Below are 17782 nucleotides of genomic sequence, written 5' to 3'. Positions count from 1 at the left end.
ATCGGGCCGGGTCCGCCGACCGGTGGGTGCGCCACGCTGTGCCCGTGACCCAGAGCCCTCGCGCAGCGCACGACACAGTCCCCGACCCTCCCGCGGGCAGGACCGTCGCGGTCGACGTGACCGACCCGGACCTCGACGCCGATGTCCGCGCCGTGCTCGCCGCGTTGGCCCTGGACCCCGTGTCGCCGGACAGCGCCTCGGCGGACGTGGCGGTGACGGACCGTGAGGACACCGGCGGGGGGCCCGGCGTGGCGCGACTGGTGCGGGTGGGCGCCGACGGCGCCGGTGGCGACGACGACGAGGTGGTCCGACTGCCGTCCGGGACCGCGGATCTCGTGGGGGCGCTCATGGCGCCGGTCGCCCCGGGTCGCGGATCCCTGGTGGCCGTGGTGGGGGCGGTGGGCGGGTGCGGTGCCAGCACCCTGGCGGCCGCGATCGCCGTCCGTGCGGCCGATTCCGGCCGGGCCCTCCTGGTGGAGGCGGACCCGCGGGGGACCGGGATCGACCTGGTCCTGGGGACGGAGTCCGAGCCGGGGCTCAGGGTGGAGGACGTGCGGGCCGAACTCGGCGGCCCCGACCCCGACGCCCTGTGGGGAGCCGTTCCCGAGGCGGGGCCGGGGTGCAGGGTGCTGGCCCGGGCCAGGGGCGGCGATCAGGCGCCGGCGGGGCGGTCCGTCTCCGATGGCGCGGTGGGGGCCGCACTGGCCCACCGGTCGGCGGGCGGACTGGTGGTCTGCGATGCGGGCGGGGTCACGGCCGGAGACCCGCTACTCGCGCGGGCCGACCTCGTCGTCGTCGTGACCAGGGCCGATCTCCAGGGCGCCGTCGCGGCCGGACGGATCATCGGCGACCTCCGCGGCGCCGCCCTGGTGATCCGCACGCACGGCGGGGACCCGCTCGACGCGGCGGACGTGGCCGACTCGGCGGGGTTCGCACGGTGGCACGTGCTCCCGGAGGTCCGGTCCGTGCGTCGGCTGGCCGGGGCCGGTGACCTCGTCCGGGCGCTCGGGCACGGACGCGGTGGTCGGCGCGGACGGGTGCGGCGGCTCGGCGCCGTGGCGGACGCCCTGCTGGGGGAGGTGAACCCCGGTGACCGGTGAGGGATCCGGGACGGCTGCGCTCCCCGGGGACCTCGTGGACCGGGTCCGCGCCCGGTTGGCCGGCCTCGGGGTGGAGCCCGACCCCGACGAGGTGGTGCGCGCGGTCCGGGCCGAGTCCGACGTGCTGCACGGCCACCTGGACCTGCTGCGGACCGCCCGCCTGGTGCGCGAGCACCTCGCCGGCGCGGGACCACTCGAGGCGCTGCTGGCGAGCCCGGGGGTCACCGACGTCGTAGTGGACGGTCCGGGACCGGCGCTGGTGGACCGCGGACGTGGTCTCGAGGCGACCGACGTGGTGGTGCCCACCGAACCCGAGTTGCGGGCCCTCGCGGTGCGGCTGGCGGGTCGGGCCGGGCAGCGGCTCGACGACGCCCGGCCCTGGGCGGACGGGGTGGTGCGGTCCCGGGACGGCATGGCGTGGCGGCTGCACGCGGTGTTGCCCCCGGTGGCGGTGGACGGGACCTGCCTGTCGTTGCGGGTCTCGCGGCCCGCGCAGGCCACCTTCGACCGGCTCGTGGAGTCCGGGACCGTGCCGCCGCAGGCCGAGCCACTGCTCCGCGCGCTGGTCGCGGCCCGGATCGGCTACCTGGTGGTCGGCGGCACCGGCTCGGGGAAGACGACCCTCCTCGCGGCGCTGCTCGGCCTGGTGCCGCCGGGCGAACGGCTGCTGTGCGTCGAGGACTCCCCGGAGCTGCGGCCGGCGCACCCGCACGTCGTGCGACTGGTGGTGCGGCACGGCAACGTCGAGGGTGCGGGCGGGGTGGCCATGTCCGATCTGGTCCGGCAGGCGCTGCGGATGCGCCCGGACCGGATCGCGGTGGGCGAGGTGCGCGGCGGGGAGGTGGCGGACCTGCTCGCCGCACTCAACACCGGGCACGACGGCAGCGCCGGCACCGTCCACGCCAACTCGCCCACCGAGCTCCCGGCCCGCCTCGAGGCCCTTGGGGCGCTCGGCGGGCTCGACCGGGCGGCGCTGTCCGCGCAGGTCGCCGCGTCGCTCAGGGTCGTGGTGGGGATGCGCCGCCTGCCAGACGGGAGACGGGCCGTGGACTCCATGGGCGTGGTCCGCCGGGATGCGCAGGGGATCGTCGTGGACCCCGCCTGGCGCGCCGACGGGGGAGCGGTGCCCGGCAGGCCCGCGCTCGACGCGCTGATCTCGGGAGCCGGGAGATGACGGCGGCGGTGGTGCTGCTGGCCGGCGCCCTTCTCGTGTGGCCGGACGGGGTGGCCCGGATGCGGCTCCGGCACCTCAGTGGCGTGCCCGGGTCGCGCGGACAGGGTCTGCCCGCGGTGCTGGGTCGGGTACCGGCGGCGGTGGTGGTCCCCGTGCTCGCGGGGATCGCGGGCCTGGTCGTGGCCGGACCCCTCCACGCCTGCGCTGCCGCCCTGCTCGGGGCCGTGGGGGCCGACCTGCGCAGGCGCGGTGGTGTGCGCGGACTCCGGCTGGAGCGCCTCGGTTCCTGGGAGCGCGCGCTCGACGACGCCTCCTCGGCGCTGCGGGCCGGGGCCGGCCCGGAGGAGGCGCTACGCCGCGCCGCGGAGGGTGCACGGTCCGGGGATCCCGGGGTCGCGGCCGTGCTGAGCGCCGCCGGCTCCCACGCCCGGCTGGGTGGGGACGTCGCCGCGGCGCTGTACGCGGCCGCCGCCCGGCAGACGGGCAGGGCAGAGTCTGGCAGGGCAGAGGCGGGCACGACAGCGGTGGGTCGAGCGGCGTCGGGTGGGGCAGAGTCCGGCCACGCAGTGGCGGGTGACCGGCGAGTCGATCGCGTGGCGGGCGAGCTCGCCGGCGCGTGGCTCCTGGCCGCCCGTCACGGGGTGGCGCTGGCCGAGGTCGTCGACGGGCTCCGTGCGGACGTGGCCTCGCGCCGCGAGCGGGCGGTCCGCGTGGACGCCGCGCTCGCCGGTCCCCGCGCTACGGCGGTGATCCTCACCGCCCTGCCCGGATTCGGCGTGCTGCTGGGGTCCGGCTTCGGGGCCGATCCGCTCGGGGTGCTGCTCGGTGGCCCGATCGGCGGAGTGTTGTGCCTGATCGGAGCCGGGTTCCTGGCAGCGGGTCTGCTGTGGACGGATCGGATCGTCGACGGGGCGTCCAGATGAGTGTCGCCCTGCTCCTGCTCGCCGCCGCGCTGTGCGTCGCCCCGTGGCGGGGCGCGGCCACCGAGCGGCTGCGCGAGCTCGCCCCCGTTGCCACTTCCACCCCCGCCCCCGATCGGAGCACGCCGGGGAGTCCGATGCGGACGATCCTGCTGTCCCCGCTCCTCGACCGGGTCCGCCGGCGGCGTTCCGGGCCCGCGGACACCGAGTCCCTGGCGCGGATGCTGGACCTGCTTGCGGTGGCGCTGCTCGCCGGGCTGCCCACCCATCTGGCGCTGGCCGCGGTCGGCGACGCGGTCGCCCCCACCGACCCGGACGTGGCCGGGCCCCTCCACGCCGCGGCGGCCCGGGTCCGCCTCGGTGCGACACCCGGCCAGGCGTGGCAGGACGTACCGGGCGCGGATCGGCTGGGCCCGGTCGCGTCGGTGCTCGCCCGTGCCACCGACGGCGGCGGATCCGTCCGATCGGCCCTCGACCACGCGGCCCACCGCATGCGTTCGGGTGCCGACGCCGCCGCGACCGCCCGCGCCGAGCGCGCCGCCGTGCTCGTCGCCGGCCCACTCGGCCTGTGTTTCCTCCCGGCGTTCGTGTGCCTGGGAGTCCTCCCCGTCGTCGTGGGTCTGGCCGACGGGATGCTGCCGGGGGTCCTGCCGTGAACCGGCGCCCCGCCCACCGATTCCGGGGTGGAGACGCCGCCCCGGTCACCATGAAGGAGACGCACGATGACCATTCACACCACCTCCCGGATCACCTCCACCCTCCGCCGCGCCCGCGTCGCCCTGTCGCGCCGGTTCGACACCGTCGCCCGACTCGACGCCGGGATGTCCACGGTGGAGTACGCCGTCGGCACCATCGCGGCGGCCGCCTTCGGGGCCGTGCTCTACACGGTCGTCAGCGGCGACTCGATACCCGATGCCCTCGGCGGAATCATCGAGCGGGCGCTCAACACCTCGGTGTGAGCTGGTCGCGTCGGTTCCGCGCTGCGGACCCCGGGGACGGCGGCTCGGTGACCGTCGAGGCGGCGCTCGGGATCGCCTCGCTCGTCGTGGTCCTGGCCGTGGCCGCCTCCGGCGCCGCCGCGGCGCTCACCCAGATCAGGGTCGTCGATGCGGCGCGGGAAGCAGCCAGGGTGGCGGCCATGTCCGGTGCGGGGGAGGGTGCCGCGGCCGGGCGGGCCGCGGCGCCCGGTGCCGAGGTGTCGGTCGACAGCGGCGGTGGAGGCGTGACAGCACAGGTCAGCGTGCCGGCGCGGGGCCTGCCGGGCGTCGTGCTGACGGGCCGCGCGGTGGCGCGGGCCGAACCCGGGGTCTCCGGGTGAGAGGGCGTGACCGGCGCGGAGTCAGGTCGCGTGGTGATGGCGGCTACATGAGCGTCGTGACCGCGTTCGCGGCGGCCGCCGTCCTCGCCCTCACCGTGGCGGTGCTGCTCGTGGGGCGGGCGGCGGTGGCCGCGCATTCCGCCCGATCGGCAGCCGACCTGGCCGCACTGGCAGGTGCGCACGCGCTGCGCGCCACCGAGGACCCGTGCTCGGCCGCTGCCGGGGTGGCCACCGCCAATCGGGCCGTCGTGGCGGGGTGCACGATCGACGGCCACGACGTGGTGATCCGGGCCGAGGTCCGGGTCGAGCTCGGCGTGCTGGGGGTGCGGGCGGCGTCGGCGGTGGCCCGCGCGGGGCCGTTATGACGCGGGGCCGCTATGACTCGACGACCTCCGAGAGCTGCCCCACCACCTCCATCAGCAACGCGATCGCGCCGGGTTTGGAGAGCGGGTCGTTGCCGTTCCCGCACTTGGGGGACTGGATGCACGAGGGGCACCCGGTCTCGCACTCGCACGAGCGGATTGCGTCGAGGGTCGCCCGGAGCCACGAGGTCGCGCGCCGGTACCCGCGTTCGGCGAAGCCCGCGCCGCCCGCGTAGCCGTCGTAGACGAACACCGTGGGCAGTCCGGTGTCGGGGTGCAGGGCCGTCGAGACGCCGCCGATGTCCCAGCGGTCGCAGGTCGCGACCAGCGGCAGTAGGCCGATGGCCGCGTGCTCGGCGGCGTGCAGCGCGCCCGGCCAGTCGGCCTCCTCCAGCCCGGCGACCCGCAGCAGCTGCGGGGTCAGCGTGTAGACCACCGCCCGGGTGGCCAGGACGGTCTCGGGCAGGTCCAGCGGCGTCACGTCGAGGATCTCCCCGCCTCGCAGTCGCCGCTGGTACCCGGTCACGCGCGCGGTCACCTCGACCTCGGCGTAGGACAGCGTCACCGGCCCGGCGGAGACGGACTCCAGGGTCTCGATCAGGTCGATCGACACCTGCTCCCGGGCCGAGGTGGTCCATTCCGGCTCCTCCGGGCGACACAGGGCGAGTCCGTCGTCCAGGTCCAGCTCGTCCACCACGAAAGACTCCCCCTGGTGCAGGTACAGCGCCCCCGGGTGGACCTGCGACCGGGCCCGGACCGAGTCGATGGTCCCGAGCATCCGGCCGTCGACGGCGTCGACGATCACCACCTCGGCCCCGCCGGTCCCGCGGATGTCGACCTCCGTGTGCGGGGTGTGGTCGTCCGCCGCCGGGTACCACCCCACGGGCCGGCGCCGGACCAGTCCACGCTCGGCCAGCTCCTCCAGGACCTCGGTGGCGCCCCACGCGCGGGCTTCCTCGTGCGACATGGGCCGTTCGCTGACCGCGCACCGCAGCTGCCCGGCCAACAGGACGGGGTTACGCGGGTCGGTCACCGTGGCCTCGACCGGCTTGCCCAGCAGCGCCTCGGGGTGGTGGACCAGATAGGTGTCGAGTGGGTCGTCGCGGGCCACCAGGACCACCAGCGCGCCCTGTCCTCGTCGTCCGGCCCGGCCCGCCTGCTGCCAGAACGAGGCGATGGTCCCCGGGAACCCCGCGCTGACCACGGCGTCCAGTCCGGAGATGTCCACACCCAGTTCGAGCGCGGAGGTCGAGGCGACACCCACCAGGTCCCCCTCGGCCAGCCCGCGCTCGAGTCGTCGTCGATCCTCGGCCAGATATCCGGCGCGGTAGGCGGCGATCCGCCCGGCCAACTCCCGGCCCCGCTCACCGTGGTCCGAGATCAGCCGCTCGCGCGCCCGCAGCGCGGTGGACTCGGCGCCCGCACGGGAGCGCACGAAGGTCAGCGTCCGGGCGCCCTCGGCCACCAACCCGGCCATCAGCGTGGACGCCTCGACGGGCGCCGGCCGCCGCACGGGGGCCCCGTTCTCCCCGGAGAACCCGTCCATGAGCGGTGGCTCCCACAGTGCGACGGTCCGGCCGCCCTGGGGTGAGGCGTCGTCGGTCACCTCGACGCAGGGGCGGCCGACGAGGGTGCTGGCGGCCGCGCCGGCGTCCGAGGTGGTGGCGGAGGCCAGGACGAACGTCGGTTCGGCCCCCAGGGCCCGGGCGAGCCGGTCGAGCCGGCGCAGGATCAGGGCGACGTTGGAGCCGAACACGCCGCGGTAGGAGTGGCACTCGTCGACGACGACGTAGCGGAGCCCCCGCAGGATGCGCGTCCACTGGCGGGACCGACCGAGCACCGACAGATGGAGCATGTCCGGGTTGGTGACGATCCAACGGGAGTTCTCGCGGATCCACGGCCGGGCGTCGGTCGGGGTGTCTCCGTCATAGGACGCGGGGGCCACATGGGCGAGCCCGGGGACGGAGTCCACCAGTGACACCACCGACGACAGCTGGTCCTGGCCCAACGCCTTGGTGGGGGACAGGTACAGCACGCAGGCCCCCCGGTCGGCGGCGAGTGTGCTGAGCGCGGGCAGTTGGTAGCCGAGGGACTTGCCGGACGCGGTGCCGGTGGCCACCACCACGTTCTGTCCGGCGTGCGCGTGCTCGGCGGTGGCCACCTGGTGGGCCCAGGGCCTGCCGACGCCCCGAGCACGCAGTTCGTCGACCAAGCCCGGGTGTGCCCAGGTGGGCCAGTCGGCGTACCGGGCCTCGCGGGCGGGCAACTCCGCTGTGTGGGTGACGGGGGACGGCCCGGCCGGGAGCTGCTCGAGCAGGTGGCCCAGGAGTTCGCGTCCGTACGTCATCACCCCTCGACCGTAGAGGGCAACCCGCCCGGGTCCTCACCCGAGCGCGTGTCGGAGTCGGGTCCGGGGTGGATCCGGCTGCACGGCGCGGTGGGCCGCCCTGCGGAGATCGGTTCACCTGGCCCTGGTCTCGTGGTGTACTTGTCCCGGTCGTCGATGCCGGTCGCGGGCTCCCCGCGGGCGGTGGGGCGACCCGACCCGCGTGGCCATCCCGAGGGTCGCTCCAAGCAGTACGGAAAAGGAACGCAACAACATGGCACAGGGCACCGTCAAGTGGTTCAACGCGGAGAAGGGCTACGGCTTCATCGCCCCCGAGGACGGCTCTGCCGACCTCTTCGTCCACTACTCCTCCATCGAGGGCAGCGGCTTCAAGTCGCTCGAGGAGAACCAGCGCGTCGAGTTCGAGCTCGGCGAGGGCCAGAAGGGCCCGCAGGCCCAGGAGGTCCGCGCCATCTGAGGCGCCACGGTCCGTGATCGACGAGGCCCCCGACGCGCGCGCGTCGGGGGCCTCGCCGTGTGTCAGGGGCCGGCCGTAGGCTCGGCCCCGTGACGCAGCTGTCGTTCTTCGCCGCCGACGAGCACGTCCCCGAGCCGACCGACCTCGAGGGCGCCCTCGCCGCCCGTGGCCAGTCCACCCTCGCGGGGGCCCTCGCGCAGGTCTCCGTGGGGCTCGACGCCGCCTGGCGCGCGGACGCCCTCGTCGCGCTGCTCACCGAGGCCGGGCTCGATCCCGTCCGCTCCACGGCGGGCCCGGACGGCCGGTGCACGGTGTCCACCGCGCGGACCGCGGATCTCGTCCCGGTCGTGCGGCGCTGGCGGCGTGGCGCCGTGACCGCCGTGCCGGACGGGTGGACCCCGTCGGCGGGGGCGCTCCGGGTCTGGTTCATCACCGCCGGCCGGATCACCGCCGCCGGTGCGGTCGATCTGGGGATCGACGCCGGGGTCGAGCAGCACGCCCCCCGACGGGCGGCCCTCGTCGAGGCCCTGGCCAGGGCCGGGATCCGCACCACCTACGTCGGACCACGGGGGGACGGGCCACTGCTGCGGCTGGGGACGGCCCGCGCCCGCGCACGGTTGGCACAGACCCTCGGCGCGGCGCCCCCCGGGGTGCCGCCGGAGGTGTGGCCCCGCTGAGCGACCAGCCCCACCGCCCGGAGTGAACGAACCGACCGAGCCGCGGGCCGGGAGGCGGGGCCCCGGTGTTGCGCCTGGATATCCGGTGGGGAAGTGTTCGATGCCATGTGCATGCTCGTCGTCGCCCGCCGGGTCCACCCCCGGTACCCGCTGGTGCTGGTGGCCAACCGGGACGAGGTCCACGCCCGCCCCGCCGAACCCCTGCACAAATGGACGGCCGACACGGAGGGGATCTCCGGAATCGTCGCGGGCCGCGACGTCACGGCCGGCGGGACGTGGCTCTCGCTGGCCGCCGGGGCGCGGTTGGCGGCGGTCACCAACGTCCGGGAGGGCGGCCCCGAGCGCCCGGCGGCAGCATCCCGGGGTGAGCTTCCGGTCGACGCGCTCACCGGACCGGTCCCCGTGACCGGGTTCGCCCAGCACGTCGTCGACGATCTGGGCAGGTACGGGCCGGTCAACCTCCTGGCCGGCGACCTCGACGAGATGTGGTGGGCCTCCAACCGGTCAGGTCGGGGGCCCATGCGGTTGGGCACCGGGGTCCACGGCCTGTCCAACGCGGCACTCGACACCCCGTGGCCCAAGGTCGTCGGCGCGGTCGCGCAGGTGCGAACCCTCCTGGGCACCGAGGCGATCTCCGGTCAGGACTGGTCGGGCCCGCTGCTCGACCTGCTCGCCGATCGCCGCAAGGCGCCGATCCGGCACCTGCCGCGGACGGGGGTCCCGCTCTGGCACGAGTGGCGCCTGTCGTCGCGGTTCGTCCGGATCGGCCGGTGGTACGGGACCCGGTCGACGACGGCGCTGCGGATCGACGAGCACGGTACCGCCGACGTGGTCGAGCGCACCTGGGACGCCCGGGGACGCGTCGCGGGGACGGTCACCGCCCGGCTCTGAATGCAGATCCGCGCGGTGACCGCCCCCGGGGCGGTCTCGCCGGTGTGGCCGTCCGGCCAGCGTGTCCGACTATCCGACGGTCCAGGTGTTGCTGCCGTCGAGCAGGGACTGCAGGTCCGCCGGTGCGGTCTCCTTGGCGGCGGCGACCTGGGCGCGGGCCTGGTCGTCGTAGGTCTCGCGGTGCACCTGCCGGATGATGCCGGTGACGGTGTACTCGAGGTCCTGGCTGGACAGGTTCGCCAGCGCGTGCGCGTAAGAGGGGTCCTCGGCGTGGGCGTCGTGGACGATGATGTCGGCCTCGTCGACCTCGGCGGTCGCCGCGACCTTCAGCGAGAAACCGGAGCGGACCACGCAGTGCTGACCGTCGTCGCCGAAGATGATCTTCTCGCCGTGGCGGACTGCGATGAGGTGGTCGCCCGCGTCCTCCTTGCGCAGCAGGTCGAACGAGCCGTCGTTGAAGATCGGGCAGTCCTGCAGGATCTCCACGAAGCTGGTGCCGCGGTGGCGGGCGGCGGCCTCGAGGACCTCGGTCAGACCCTTGCGATCCGAGTCCAGGGCGCGGGCCACGAAGCTCGCCTGGGCGCCGAGCACCAGCGACAGCGGGTTGAACGGGTGGTCCAGTGACCCCATGGGGCTGGACTTGGTGACCTTGCCCGGCTCCGAGGTGGGCGAGTACTGGCCCTTGGTCAGCCCGTAGATCCGGTTGTTGAACATCAGGATGTTGAGGTTGACGTTGCGGCGCAGGGTGTGGATGAGGTGGTTGCCGCCGATCGACATGGCGTCGCCGTCACCGGTGACCACCCACACCGACTGGTCCGGGCGGGCGGTGGCCAGCCCGGTGGCGATCGCCGGGGCGCGCCCGTGGATCGAGTGCATCCCGTAGGTCTCGAGGTAGTACGGGAAGCGGCTCGAGCAGCCGATTCCGGAGATGAACGTGATGTTCTCGCGCTTGAGACCGAGCTTGGGCAGCAGGGCGCGGATGGTGGCCAGGATGACGTAGTCGCCACAGCCGGGGCACCAACGCACCTCCTGGTCGGAGGTGTAGTCCTTGGGCTTCTGCGGCGCATCGCTCTTGGGTACGGAGGCCAACGCGTCCAGGGGCAGCGGGTTGCCGACGAGTCCGGGTTCGGTGGTGGTCATGGAAATCCTCTCCTCGCTCGCGGGTCAGCGGGTTCGGTTGGCGGTGGTGGTGCCGGTGGCGGTGTGGCCGATCCGCCGGTTGCGCGCAGCGGGCTCGCCGGTCGTGGTGATGACCCCGTCGAGCGCCAGACGGTACTTGTCGTGCTCGGTGTGGGTGAGTCGCCCGGCGAACTCCGCCTCGATGGCGGTCTGCAGCTCCTCGGCCGAGAACGCCATGCCGTGCACCTTGGTGATCGGCTGGATCTGAGCCGGGAAACGGGCCTTGAGCAGCATGGCGAGCTGTCCCAGGTTCATCTCCGGAACGAGCACCCGGTGGTACTTGGCGAGCACCTCGCCGATGTTGTCCGGGAGCGGGTTGAGGTGGCGGACATGCGCGCGGGCCACGCGGTGGCCGTTGGCGCGGGCGCGGCGGACCGCCTCCCCGATGGGGCCGTAGGACGATCCCCAGCCCACCACCAGGACGTCGGCCTCGCCGGACGGGTCGTCGACCTCGAGGTCGGGCACGTCGATGAGCGCGATCCGCAGGGCCCGGGTCCGGGTCATGAGGTCGTGGTTCTCCGCGGTGTACGAGATGTTGCCGGTGCCGTTGGCCTTCTCCAGCCCGCCGATGCGGTGCTCGAGACCGGGCTCACCCGGGACCGCCCAGTCGCGGGCCAGCGTCTCGGGGTCACGGGCGTAGGGGAGGTAGTCCCCGGCGGCCTCGGTCTCTCCGTCGGCGCCGGTCGCGGGCGCGGTGGCGAGGTTCTTGTCGATCGCCGGCAGGTCGGCCACGTCCGGCAGGAGCCACGGCTCGGAGCCGTTGGCGATCGCGCCGTCCGACAGCACGATGACGGGGGTGCGGTAGGTGACCGCGATCCGCGCCGCCTCACGGGCGATCTCGAAGCAGTCCGAGGGCGACTGCGGGGCGATCACCGCGACGGGCGACTCTCCGTTGCGCCCGAACAGCGCCTGCAGAAGGTCCGACTGCTCGGTCTTGGTGGGCAGCCCGGTCGAGGGGCCGCCGCGCTGGACGTCGATGATCACCAGCGGCAGCTCGGTCATGACGGCCAGGCCGATGGCCTCGGACTTGAGAGCGAGGCCGGGGCCGGAGGTCGAGGTGACGCCCAGCGCCCCGCCGTAGGAGGCGCCGAGGGCGGCGCCGATGCCGGCGATCTCGTCCTCCGCCTGGAAGGTGGTCACGTCGAACTGCTTGAGCTTGCTCAACTCGTGCAGGATGTCCGAGGCGGGCGTGATGGGGTAGGTGCCCAGGAACACGGGCATGTCCGCCGACCTGCCCGCGGTGACCAGGCCGTAGGCCATCGCCGTGTTGCCGGTGATCTGGCGGTAGCGACCCTTCGGCAGCTGGGCCGGCATGATCTCGTACTCCGAGGCGAAGGCCTCGGTGGTCTCGCCGTAGTTCCAGCCCGCGTGCAGGGCCAGGACGTTGGCCTCGAGGATGGCGGGCTTCTTGCCGAACTTGCTGCCCAGGAACTTCTCGATCGAGTCGACCGTGCGCCCGTACATCCAGGTCAGCAAGCCCAGCGCGAACATGTTCTTGCAGCGCTCGGCGTCCTTCTTGCCGATGTCCACGGACTCGACGGCGCCGATGGTCAGCGTGCCCATGGCCACCTCGTGCACCTGGAACGCCTCGAAGGCCGGGGAGCCGAGGGGGTTGGACTCGTACCCCACCTTGGTGAGGTTGCGCTTGGTGAACTCGTCCGAGTTGACGATGAGGATGCCGCCGGAGGGCAGGTCGTCGATGTTGGCCTTGAGCGCGGCCGGGTTCATCGCCACCAGCACGTCGGGGCGGTCCCCGGCGGTGAGGATGTCGTAGTCCGCGATCTGGATCTGGAAGCTCGAGACCCCGTGGATCGTGCCCTGTGGGGCCCGGATCTCGGCGGGGTAGTTGGGCTGGGTCGCCAGGTCGTTGCCGAAGGCGGCGGCTTCGGAGGTGAACTGGTCACCGGCGAGCTGCATGCCGTCGCCCGAGTCACCCGCGATGCGGATGACCACCTTGTCCAGCTTGGTCTTGGACACATTGCCCACCGCTGCTGACCTCCGTTGCGTCTGAGATGATCGGGGCTGGTCGTGACTCCCGTACGGCCACCGACGGTACGCCGGTTCCGGCGCGACCCGTGGCCGCGGCGGAATTGGAAAACGGTAACACGTTCCAGTTAGGCGTAGTGCCCCCTCGTCATCACCATAGACCGGTCTGTCTATCCGTGCCAATCGGCGGGAGTGCGCGCGGCCCCCGGGCGAGGTGTCCGGGGGCGTGCGAGCCCGATGACCTCGACGACGACGACGAGACGGCCCGCTGCGAACGGGGACACATATATAAGGATGCGTCCGTGCACCGACCCCGCCGGGTCGCGTTCACTCACCGTCACCAGGGCGCCTCGGGTCACCTCCTCATGGGGGAGGGGGAAGCAGAGCGCCGGCGCCCGTCCACGGCCTCGGGGGTGGATCCGCGGCGGAACGCGACTCTCGGGCAGCGCCCCTGGCCTGGTATGAATTCTCATAGACAGGCCCCGGCACGCGTACCGTATCCGGGACCGGAGTTCGGCGACACACGTCGCCGACGGATCAGCGCAGGTTGGGAGCAGTTCAGTGGCGAGCAAGCAGACAGCATCGGGCGGAAAGCGGAGCCTGGTGATCGTCGAGTCCGCCACCAAGGCCCGCAAGATCCAGCCCTACCTGGGGTCCGACTACGTGGTCGAGGCGTCGGTCGGCCACATCCGTGACCTGCCCAAGGGCGCCGCCGACATCCCGGCCAAGTACAAGAAGGAGCCGTGGGCGCGGCTCGGCGTGAACCCGGAGGACAACTTCGAGCCGATCTACGTGGTGAGCGCGGACAAGAAGAAGAAGGTCGCCGAGCTCAAGAAGGAACTGGCCGGCGTGGACCAGCTCCTCCTGGCCACCGACCCCGACCGCGAGGGCGAGGCGATCGCCTGGCACCTGCTCGAGGTGCTCAAGCCCAAGGTCCCGGTCAAGCGCATGGTGTTCCACGAGATCACCAAGCCCGCGATCCTCGCCGCCGCAGAGAACACGCGCGAGCTGGACACCGACCTGGTCGACGCCCAGGAGACCCGCCGGATCCTCGACCGTCTCTACGGATACGAGGTCTCCCCGGTCCTGTGGAAGAAGGTCATGCCGCGGCTCTCCGCGGGCCGCGTGCAGTCCGTGGCCACCCGCGTGATCGTCGAGCGCGAGCGGGAGCGCATGGCGTTCGTCGCCGCCGACTACTGGGACATCACCGCGACCCTGACGACGCAGCAGGCCACCGGCGGGGACGCGGGGGAGCCGCGCAGCTTCACGGCCCGCCTCGCCGCGGTGGACGGTGCCCGGGTCGCCCAGGGCCGCGACTTCGGCCAGAACGGCCGCCTCAAGACCACCGGCGCGGCCAAGGACGCGGTGGTGCTCGAGGAGGCCGCGGCCCGTGCGTTGTCGGACGCCCTCGACGGTGCCGACTTCGTGGTCGACTCCGTGGAGTCCAAGCCGTACACCCGGCGCCCCTACGCGCCGTTCATGACCTCGACGCTGCAACAGGAGGCCGGCCGCAAGCTGCGCTACACCTCCGAACGCACCATGCGCATCGCCCAGCGGTTGTACGAGAACGGCTACATCACCTACATGCGTACCGACTCCACGACCCTGTCCGAGGGCGGCATGTCGGCTGCGCGCGCGCAGGCCACGGAGTTGTACGGCAGCGAGTACGTCTCGCCCACCCCGCGTCAGTACACCCGCAAGGTCAAGAACTCCCAGGAGGCGCACGAGGCCATCCGCCCGGCCGGGGAGTCCTTCGCCACCCCCGGCCAGCTGCACAGCGCGTTGGACGCCGAGGAGTACCGCCTGTACGAGCTCATCTGGCAGCGCACGGTCGCCTCCCAGATGGCCGATGCCAAGGGCACGTCGGTGAGCATCCGGATCACCGGCGCCGCGGGTGAGAACCCGTCCGGGTACAGCCGGGCCACCTTCGCGGCCTCGGGCCGCACCATCACGTTCCCCGGCTTCCTCAAGGCGTACGTCGAGGCGGCGGAGGAGTCCACCGAGTCGTCCGACAAGCCCATGGCGGACGACGCCGAGCGGCGGTTGCCCCGACTCGACGAGGGGCAGGCGCTCACCGGTTCGGATCTGTCCGCCGACGGCCACACCACCAGCCCGCCGGCCCGCTACAACGAGGCGAGCCTGGTCAAGATCATGGAGGAGATGGGCATCGGCCGCCCCTCCACCTACGCCAGCATCATCCGCACCATCCAGGACCGCGGGTACGTGTACTCGCGGGGCAACGCCCTCGTGCCCAGCTGGGTGGCGTTCGCCGTGATCGGTCTGCTCGAGCAGAACTTCGGTCGACTGGTGGACTACGACTTCACCTCGCTCATGGAGGACGAGCTCGACGAGATCGCCGAGGGGCGCGAGAATCGCGACGACTGGCTGCGTCGCTTCTACTTCGGTGACCCCGAGGGCGCCGGGTCGGCCGGGGACGGTGACCACGCGGTCGGGCTCAAGAACCTCATCGACGTGAACCTCGAGGCCATCGACGCCCGCAGCATCAACTCCATCCGGGTCTTCGACGACTCCGAGGGGCGACCGGTCCACGTCCGCGTCGGGCGGTACGGTCCGTACCTCGAGCGCATGGTCGTGGGGGAGGGTGGCGAGCAGGAGTCGCAGCGCGCCAACCTGCCGGAGGGGATGAGCCCCGACGAGCTCACCCTCGAGGTGGCCGAGAAGCTCTTCTCCACGCCGCAGGACGGGCGCCCGCTGGGCGTGGACCCCGAGACCGGTCACGAGATCGTGGTCAAGGACGGCCGCTTCGGCCCCTACGTCACCGAGAAGCTGCCCGAGCCCACCGATGCGGAGAAGGCGCGATGGGCCAAGAAGGTGCTCGCCGACGCCGAGGCGGAGAAGAAGCGGATCGACGCGGAGCGCGACGCCGCCATGGCGGCCGCGAAGGACGACGAGGCCAGGGCGGAGGCCAAGAAGGCCGCGACGAAGGCCAAGTCCGCCGTGACCCGCAAGGCCAAGAAGGAGTCAGACAACCCCACCGGCCCCAAGCCGCGGACGGGGTCGCTCATGCAGTCCATGGAGCCGGCCACGGTCACGCTCGAGGAGGCGCTCAAGCTGCTGTCCCTGCCGCGGGTGTTGGGCGTCGACCCCACGAGCGGTGAGGAGATCACCGCGCAGCTCGGCCGATACGGCCCGTACCTGAGGAAGGGCACCGATTCGCGGACCCTGGACACCGAGGACGCCGTCTTTACCATCACGCTCGAGGAGGCTCTGAAGATCTACTCCGAGCCCAAGCGTCGGGGCCGGCAGGCCGCCGCGCCCAAGGCGCTGCGCGAGATGGGGGTCGACGAGGTCTCCGGCAAGCAGATGCTGGTCAAGGACGGGCGTTTCGGGCCCTACGTGACCGACGGGGAGTCGAACGCGTCGCTGCGCAAGGGCGACACCGTGGAGACGCTCACCGACGCGCGCGCCTCGGAACTGCTGTCCGAGCGTCGGGCCAAGTCGCCGCCGAAGAAGGCGGCCGCGAAGAAGGCCCCGGCCCGGAAGTCGCCGGCCAAGAAGTCGCCGGCCAAGAAGGCCACCGCGGGGCGCTGACCCGACCGCGGACACCCTCCCCGCGGTTGGCGGACACCTCCTCCGCGCTGGCGGACAGGATCGGTGCTCACGGGCCCTCAGGACGCGCAATTCGTCCGCCAACGGCGCGGAGGCGTCCGCCAACTGCGTGGCGGTGGCCGCCAACGGCGCGGTGGTGTCCGCCAACCCAGGTGCGGATCAGGTGTCGGCGGTGTCCAGACCCTCGACGGTGGGGCGAAGCGCCACGTTCCCGGCCTGCCACCGGTCCGCGAGGGTCGGCCGGAGCGGCCGGGCCAGCTGCGTCATGATGCCGCGCCCACGCAGTTCGACGCTGCGTCCCAGCACCCACCTCGCCGCCTCGGGAGCGTCGGCGTTGCGGATCGCGGCAGCCGACGCCAGGACGTGGCCCTGTTCGGACTTGGCCAGGGTGGTCAGGCGTGCGGCCTCGTTGACCGGATCACCGATCACGGTGTACTCGAAGCGCTTGGCGTGTCCGATGTGCCCGGCGATCACGGTGCCGTAGGAGACCCCGATGCCCGCCGAGAGCGGGGAGAGCCCGGCGAGCTGGCTCTGGAGGGCGCGGGCGGCCCGGAGCGCCCGACCGGCCTCGTTCTCGACCTCGATGGGCGCACCGAACACCGCGAGCAGCGCGTCGCCCTGGAACTTGTTGATGTAACCGCCGTTGGTGTCGACGGCCTCCACCGCGATGCGGAAGAACTCGTTGAGCACGGCGACGACCTCGGCCGGCTCGTGGGCGGCGGCGAACTCCGTCGATCCGGTCAGGTCGACGAAGAGCACCGCGACCTGCCGCTCCTGGCCCCCGAGCTCCGTCCCTCGTTCGAGCGCGTGGCGTGCCACGTCCTCGCCGACGTAGCGGCCGAAGAGGTCCTGGATCGCCTCGCGTTCCTGCAGGCCGGTCACCATCTCGTTGAAGCCCTGGCCCAGTCGGCCGATCTCGGAGCTGTCGTAGATGGTGACGCGGGCCTCGAGGTCGCCCTTCTTGACCCGACCGACGCCCGCCTGCATCTCGCGGACGGGGTCGGCGATGGAGTCCGAGACCAGGCCCATGCCGATCGCGCCGGCGATCACGGCGACGCTGGCCATCACCGCGAGCGCCACGAGGATGTGCCCGGGGTCGTCACCGAACAGCCCGACCCACTGCCCGGTGAGGATCAGCAGGATCCCGGCGACGGGGATGACCGTGGTGAGCGCCCAGCCCAGGAAGATCCGTCGACGGACCCCCGGGACGTGCCGGTTGGCCGGCACGCCCTGGGCGAGGGCGCGGACGGTGATCGGCCGCATGATCCGCTCGGCCTGGAGGTACGAGATCAGGCAGGTGGTGGTCCCGCCGAGGATGCTCGTCACGCCCACCACCAGGGCGAGGCGGGGGGAGTGGGCCACGTTGGCGACGACAAAGACGATGGTGCCGATCAGCCACATGGCCCCGGAGATGAGCGCCTGGTGGAAGGGCAGCCGCAGGGCCCGGTTGCGGATCGCCCCGCCGAACTCCTCACCTGACCGGTCGACCCGGAGTACCGGGAGCAGGAGCAGGGTCGACGCGATGACCCCGCCGATGAACGCCAGCACAAGGTAGCCGATGAACAGGTACTGGTTGAGGAACCGGAACTGGTCCAGGTCGAGGAAGCGGTCCATCGGCAGGACGAAGCGCAGGAACGCGAAGACGAAGACCGCGCCGATGATGTTGGCCTGCACCATCGTGAGGGCATAGACGGGCCAGGGGGTGGCCCACAGCCACCGGAACAGCCTGACCCAACGCTCCATTGGGTCAAGGGTAGTTCCCGGGGCTCGTCACGGGAACGCAGGTGTGACGTAGTGCGGC

Annotated in this window: 15 protein-coding genes; 11 read left to right on the top strand and 4 right to left on the bottom strand. The window is 73.0% G+C overall.

The window, feature by feature from the left end; translation table 11 throughout:
- The first annotated feature begins 44 nt into the window (after window positions 1-44).
- From ABD250_RS06245 to ABD250_RS06215, 7 genes are all read left to right on the top strand, one after another.
- Window positions 45-1100: a CpaE-like family protein gene (locus ABD250_RS06245; RefSeq protein ID WP_344391294.1), complete on the top strand. Its 1056-nt coding sequence runs from the start codon at window positions 45-47 to the stop codon at window positions 1098-1100.
- Window positions 1090-2274 carry a TadA family conjugal transfer-associated ATPase gene (locus ABD250_RS06240; RefSeq protein WP_179524421.1) on the top strand — a complete coding sequence of 395 codons (1185 nt, stop codon included), beginning with the start codon at window positions 1090-1092 and terminating at the stop codon, window positions 2272-2274. The genes ABD250_RS06245 and ABD250_RS06240 overlap by 11 nt, the downstream gene beginning before the upstream one ends.
- Complete coding sequence (locus ABD250_RS06235) at window positions 2271-3197, top strand: type II secretion system F family protein (protein WP_344391292.1); 927 nt, start codon at window positions 2271-2273, stop codon at window positions 3195-3197. Before ABD250_RS06240 ends, ABD250_RS06235 begins: the two co-directional genes overlap by 4 nt.
- Complete coding sequence (locus tag ABD250_RS06230) at window positions 3194-3850, top strand: type II secretion system F family protein (protein WP_344391289.1); 657 nt, start codon at window positions 3194-3196, stop codon at window positions 3848-3850. The genes ABD250_RS06235 and ABD250_RS06230 overlap by 4 nt, the downstream gene beginning before the upstream one ends.
- 66 nt (window positions 3851-3916) lie before the next feature.
- Window positions 3917-4153, top strand: a complete 237-nt coding sequence (locus ABD250_RS06225) for a DUF4244 domain-containing protein (RefSeq protein WP_259848306.1) — start codon at window positions 3917-3919, stop codon at window positions 4151-4153.
- Window positions 4150-4512 (top strand): TadE family type IV pilus minor pilin, encoded by a 363-nt coding sequence (locus ABD250_RS06220; RefSeq protein ID WP_344391287.1) that lies wholly within the window; start codon window positions 4150-4152, stop codon window positions 4510-4512. The genes ABD250_RS06225 and ABD250_RS06220 overlap by 4 nt, the downstream gene beginning before the upstream one ends.
- 47 nt (window positions 4513-4559) lie before the next feature.
- Window positions 4560-4877, top strand: coding sequence for an Rv3654c family TadE-like protein (locus ABD250_RS06215; RefSeq protein ID WP_304813062.1), 318 nt, complete (start codon window positions 4560-4562; stop codon window positions 4875-4877).
- 10 nt (window positions 4878-4887) lie between these two features.
- Here ABD250_RS06215 and ABD250_RS06210 read toward each other — a convergent pair whose 3' ends face one another.
- Window positions 4888-7221 (bottom strand): DEAD/DEAH box helicase, encoded by a 2334-nt coding sequence (locus ABD250_RS06210; protein WP_344391283.1) that lies wholly within the window; start codon window positions 7219-7221, stop codon window positions 4888-4890.
- Between the two features lie 253 nt (window positions 7222-7474).
- Here ABD250_RS06210 and ABD250_RS06205 point away from each other — a divergent pair, with 253 nt between their 5' ends.
- The 3 genes from ABD250_RS06205 to ABD250_RS06195 all read left to right on the top strand — a co-directional run bounded on the left by ABD250_RS06205 (window position 7475) and on the right by ABD250_RS06195 (window position 9246).
- A complete protein-coding gene (locus ABD250_RS06205) occupies window positions 7475-7678 on the top strand; it encodes a cold-shock protein (protein WP_107749373.1) in 204 nt (67 codons plus the stop codon).
- A gap of 89 nt (window positions 7679-7767) precedes the next feature.
- Window positions 7768-8355 (top strand): hypothetical protein, encoded by a 588-nt coding sequence (locus ABD250_RS06200; RefSeq protein ID WP_344391277.1) that lies wholly within the window; start codon window positions 7768-7770, stop codon window positions 8353-8355.
- A gap of 93 nt (window positions 8356-8448) precedes the next feature.
- Entirely contained in the window at window positions 8449-9246 is a 798-nt protein-coding gene (locus ABD250_RS06195) for an NRDE family protein (protein WP_338404206.1), read from the top strand.
- Between the two features lie 69 nt (window positions 9247-9315).
- Here ABD250_RS06195 and ABD250_RS06190 read toward each other — a convergent pair whose 3' ends face one another.
- Together ABD250_RS06190 and ABD250_RS06185 are read right to left on the bottom strand one after the other, a co-directional pair.
- Window positions 9316-10386 carry a 2-oxoacid:ferredoxin oxidoreductase subunit beta gene (locus ABD250_RS06190; protein ID WP_182658996.1) on the bottom strand — a complete coding sequence of 357 codons (1071 nt, stop codon included), beginning with the start codon at window positions 10384-10386 and terminating at the stop codon, window positions 9316-9318.
- Window positions 10387-10410: 24 nt separating this feature from the next.
- Entirely contained in the window at window positions 10411-12411 is a 2001-nt protein-coding gene (locus tag ABD250_RS06185) for a 2-oxoacid:acceptor oxidoreductase subunit alpha (RefSeq protein ID WP_179524438.1), read from the bottom strand.
- Window positions 12412-13014: 603 nt separating this feature from the next.
- On the opposite strand from ABD250_RS06185, the gene topA reads away from it, so the two are divergent.
- Window positions 13015-15963, top strand: coding sequence for a type I DNA topoisomerase (gene topA / locus ABD250_RS06180; RefSeq protein WP_338404207.1), 2949 nt, complete (start codon window positions 13015-13017; stop codon window positions 15961-15963).
- A gap of 177 nt (window positions 15964-16140) precedes the next feature.
- Here topA and ABD250_RS06175 read toward each other — a convergent pair whose 3' ends face one another.
- On the bottom strand, window positions 16141-17724 hold the full coding sequence (locus ABD250_RS06175; RefSeq protein WP_179524440.1) for an adenylate/guanylate cyclase domain-containing protein: 1584 nt from the start codon (window positions 17722-17724) through the stop codon (window positions 16141-16143).
- Window positions 17725-17782: the final 58 nt, after the last annotated feature.

Source organism: Dietzia cercidiphylli, from assembly GCF_039531545.1.
In the GTDB taxonomy this organism is placed as follows: Bacteria; Actinomycetota; Actinomycetes; order Mycobacteriales; family Mycobacteriaceae; genus Dietzia; species Dietzia natronolimnaea.
This window is presented reverse-complemented; position numbering and strand designations above follow the sequence as displayed.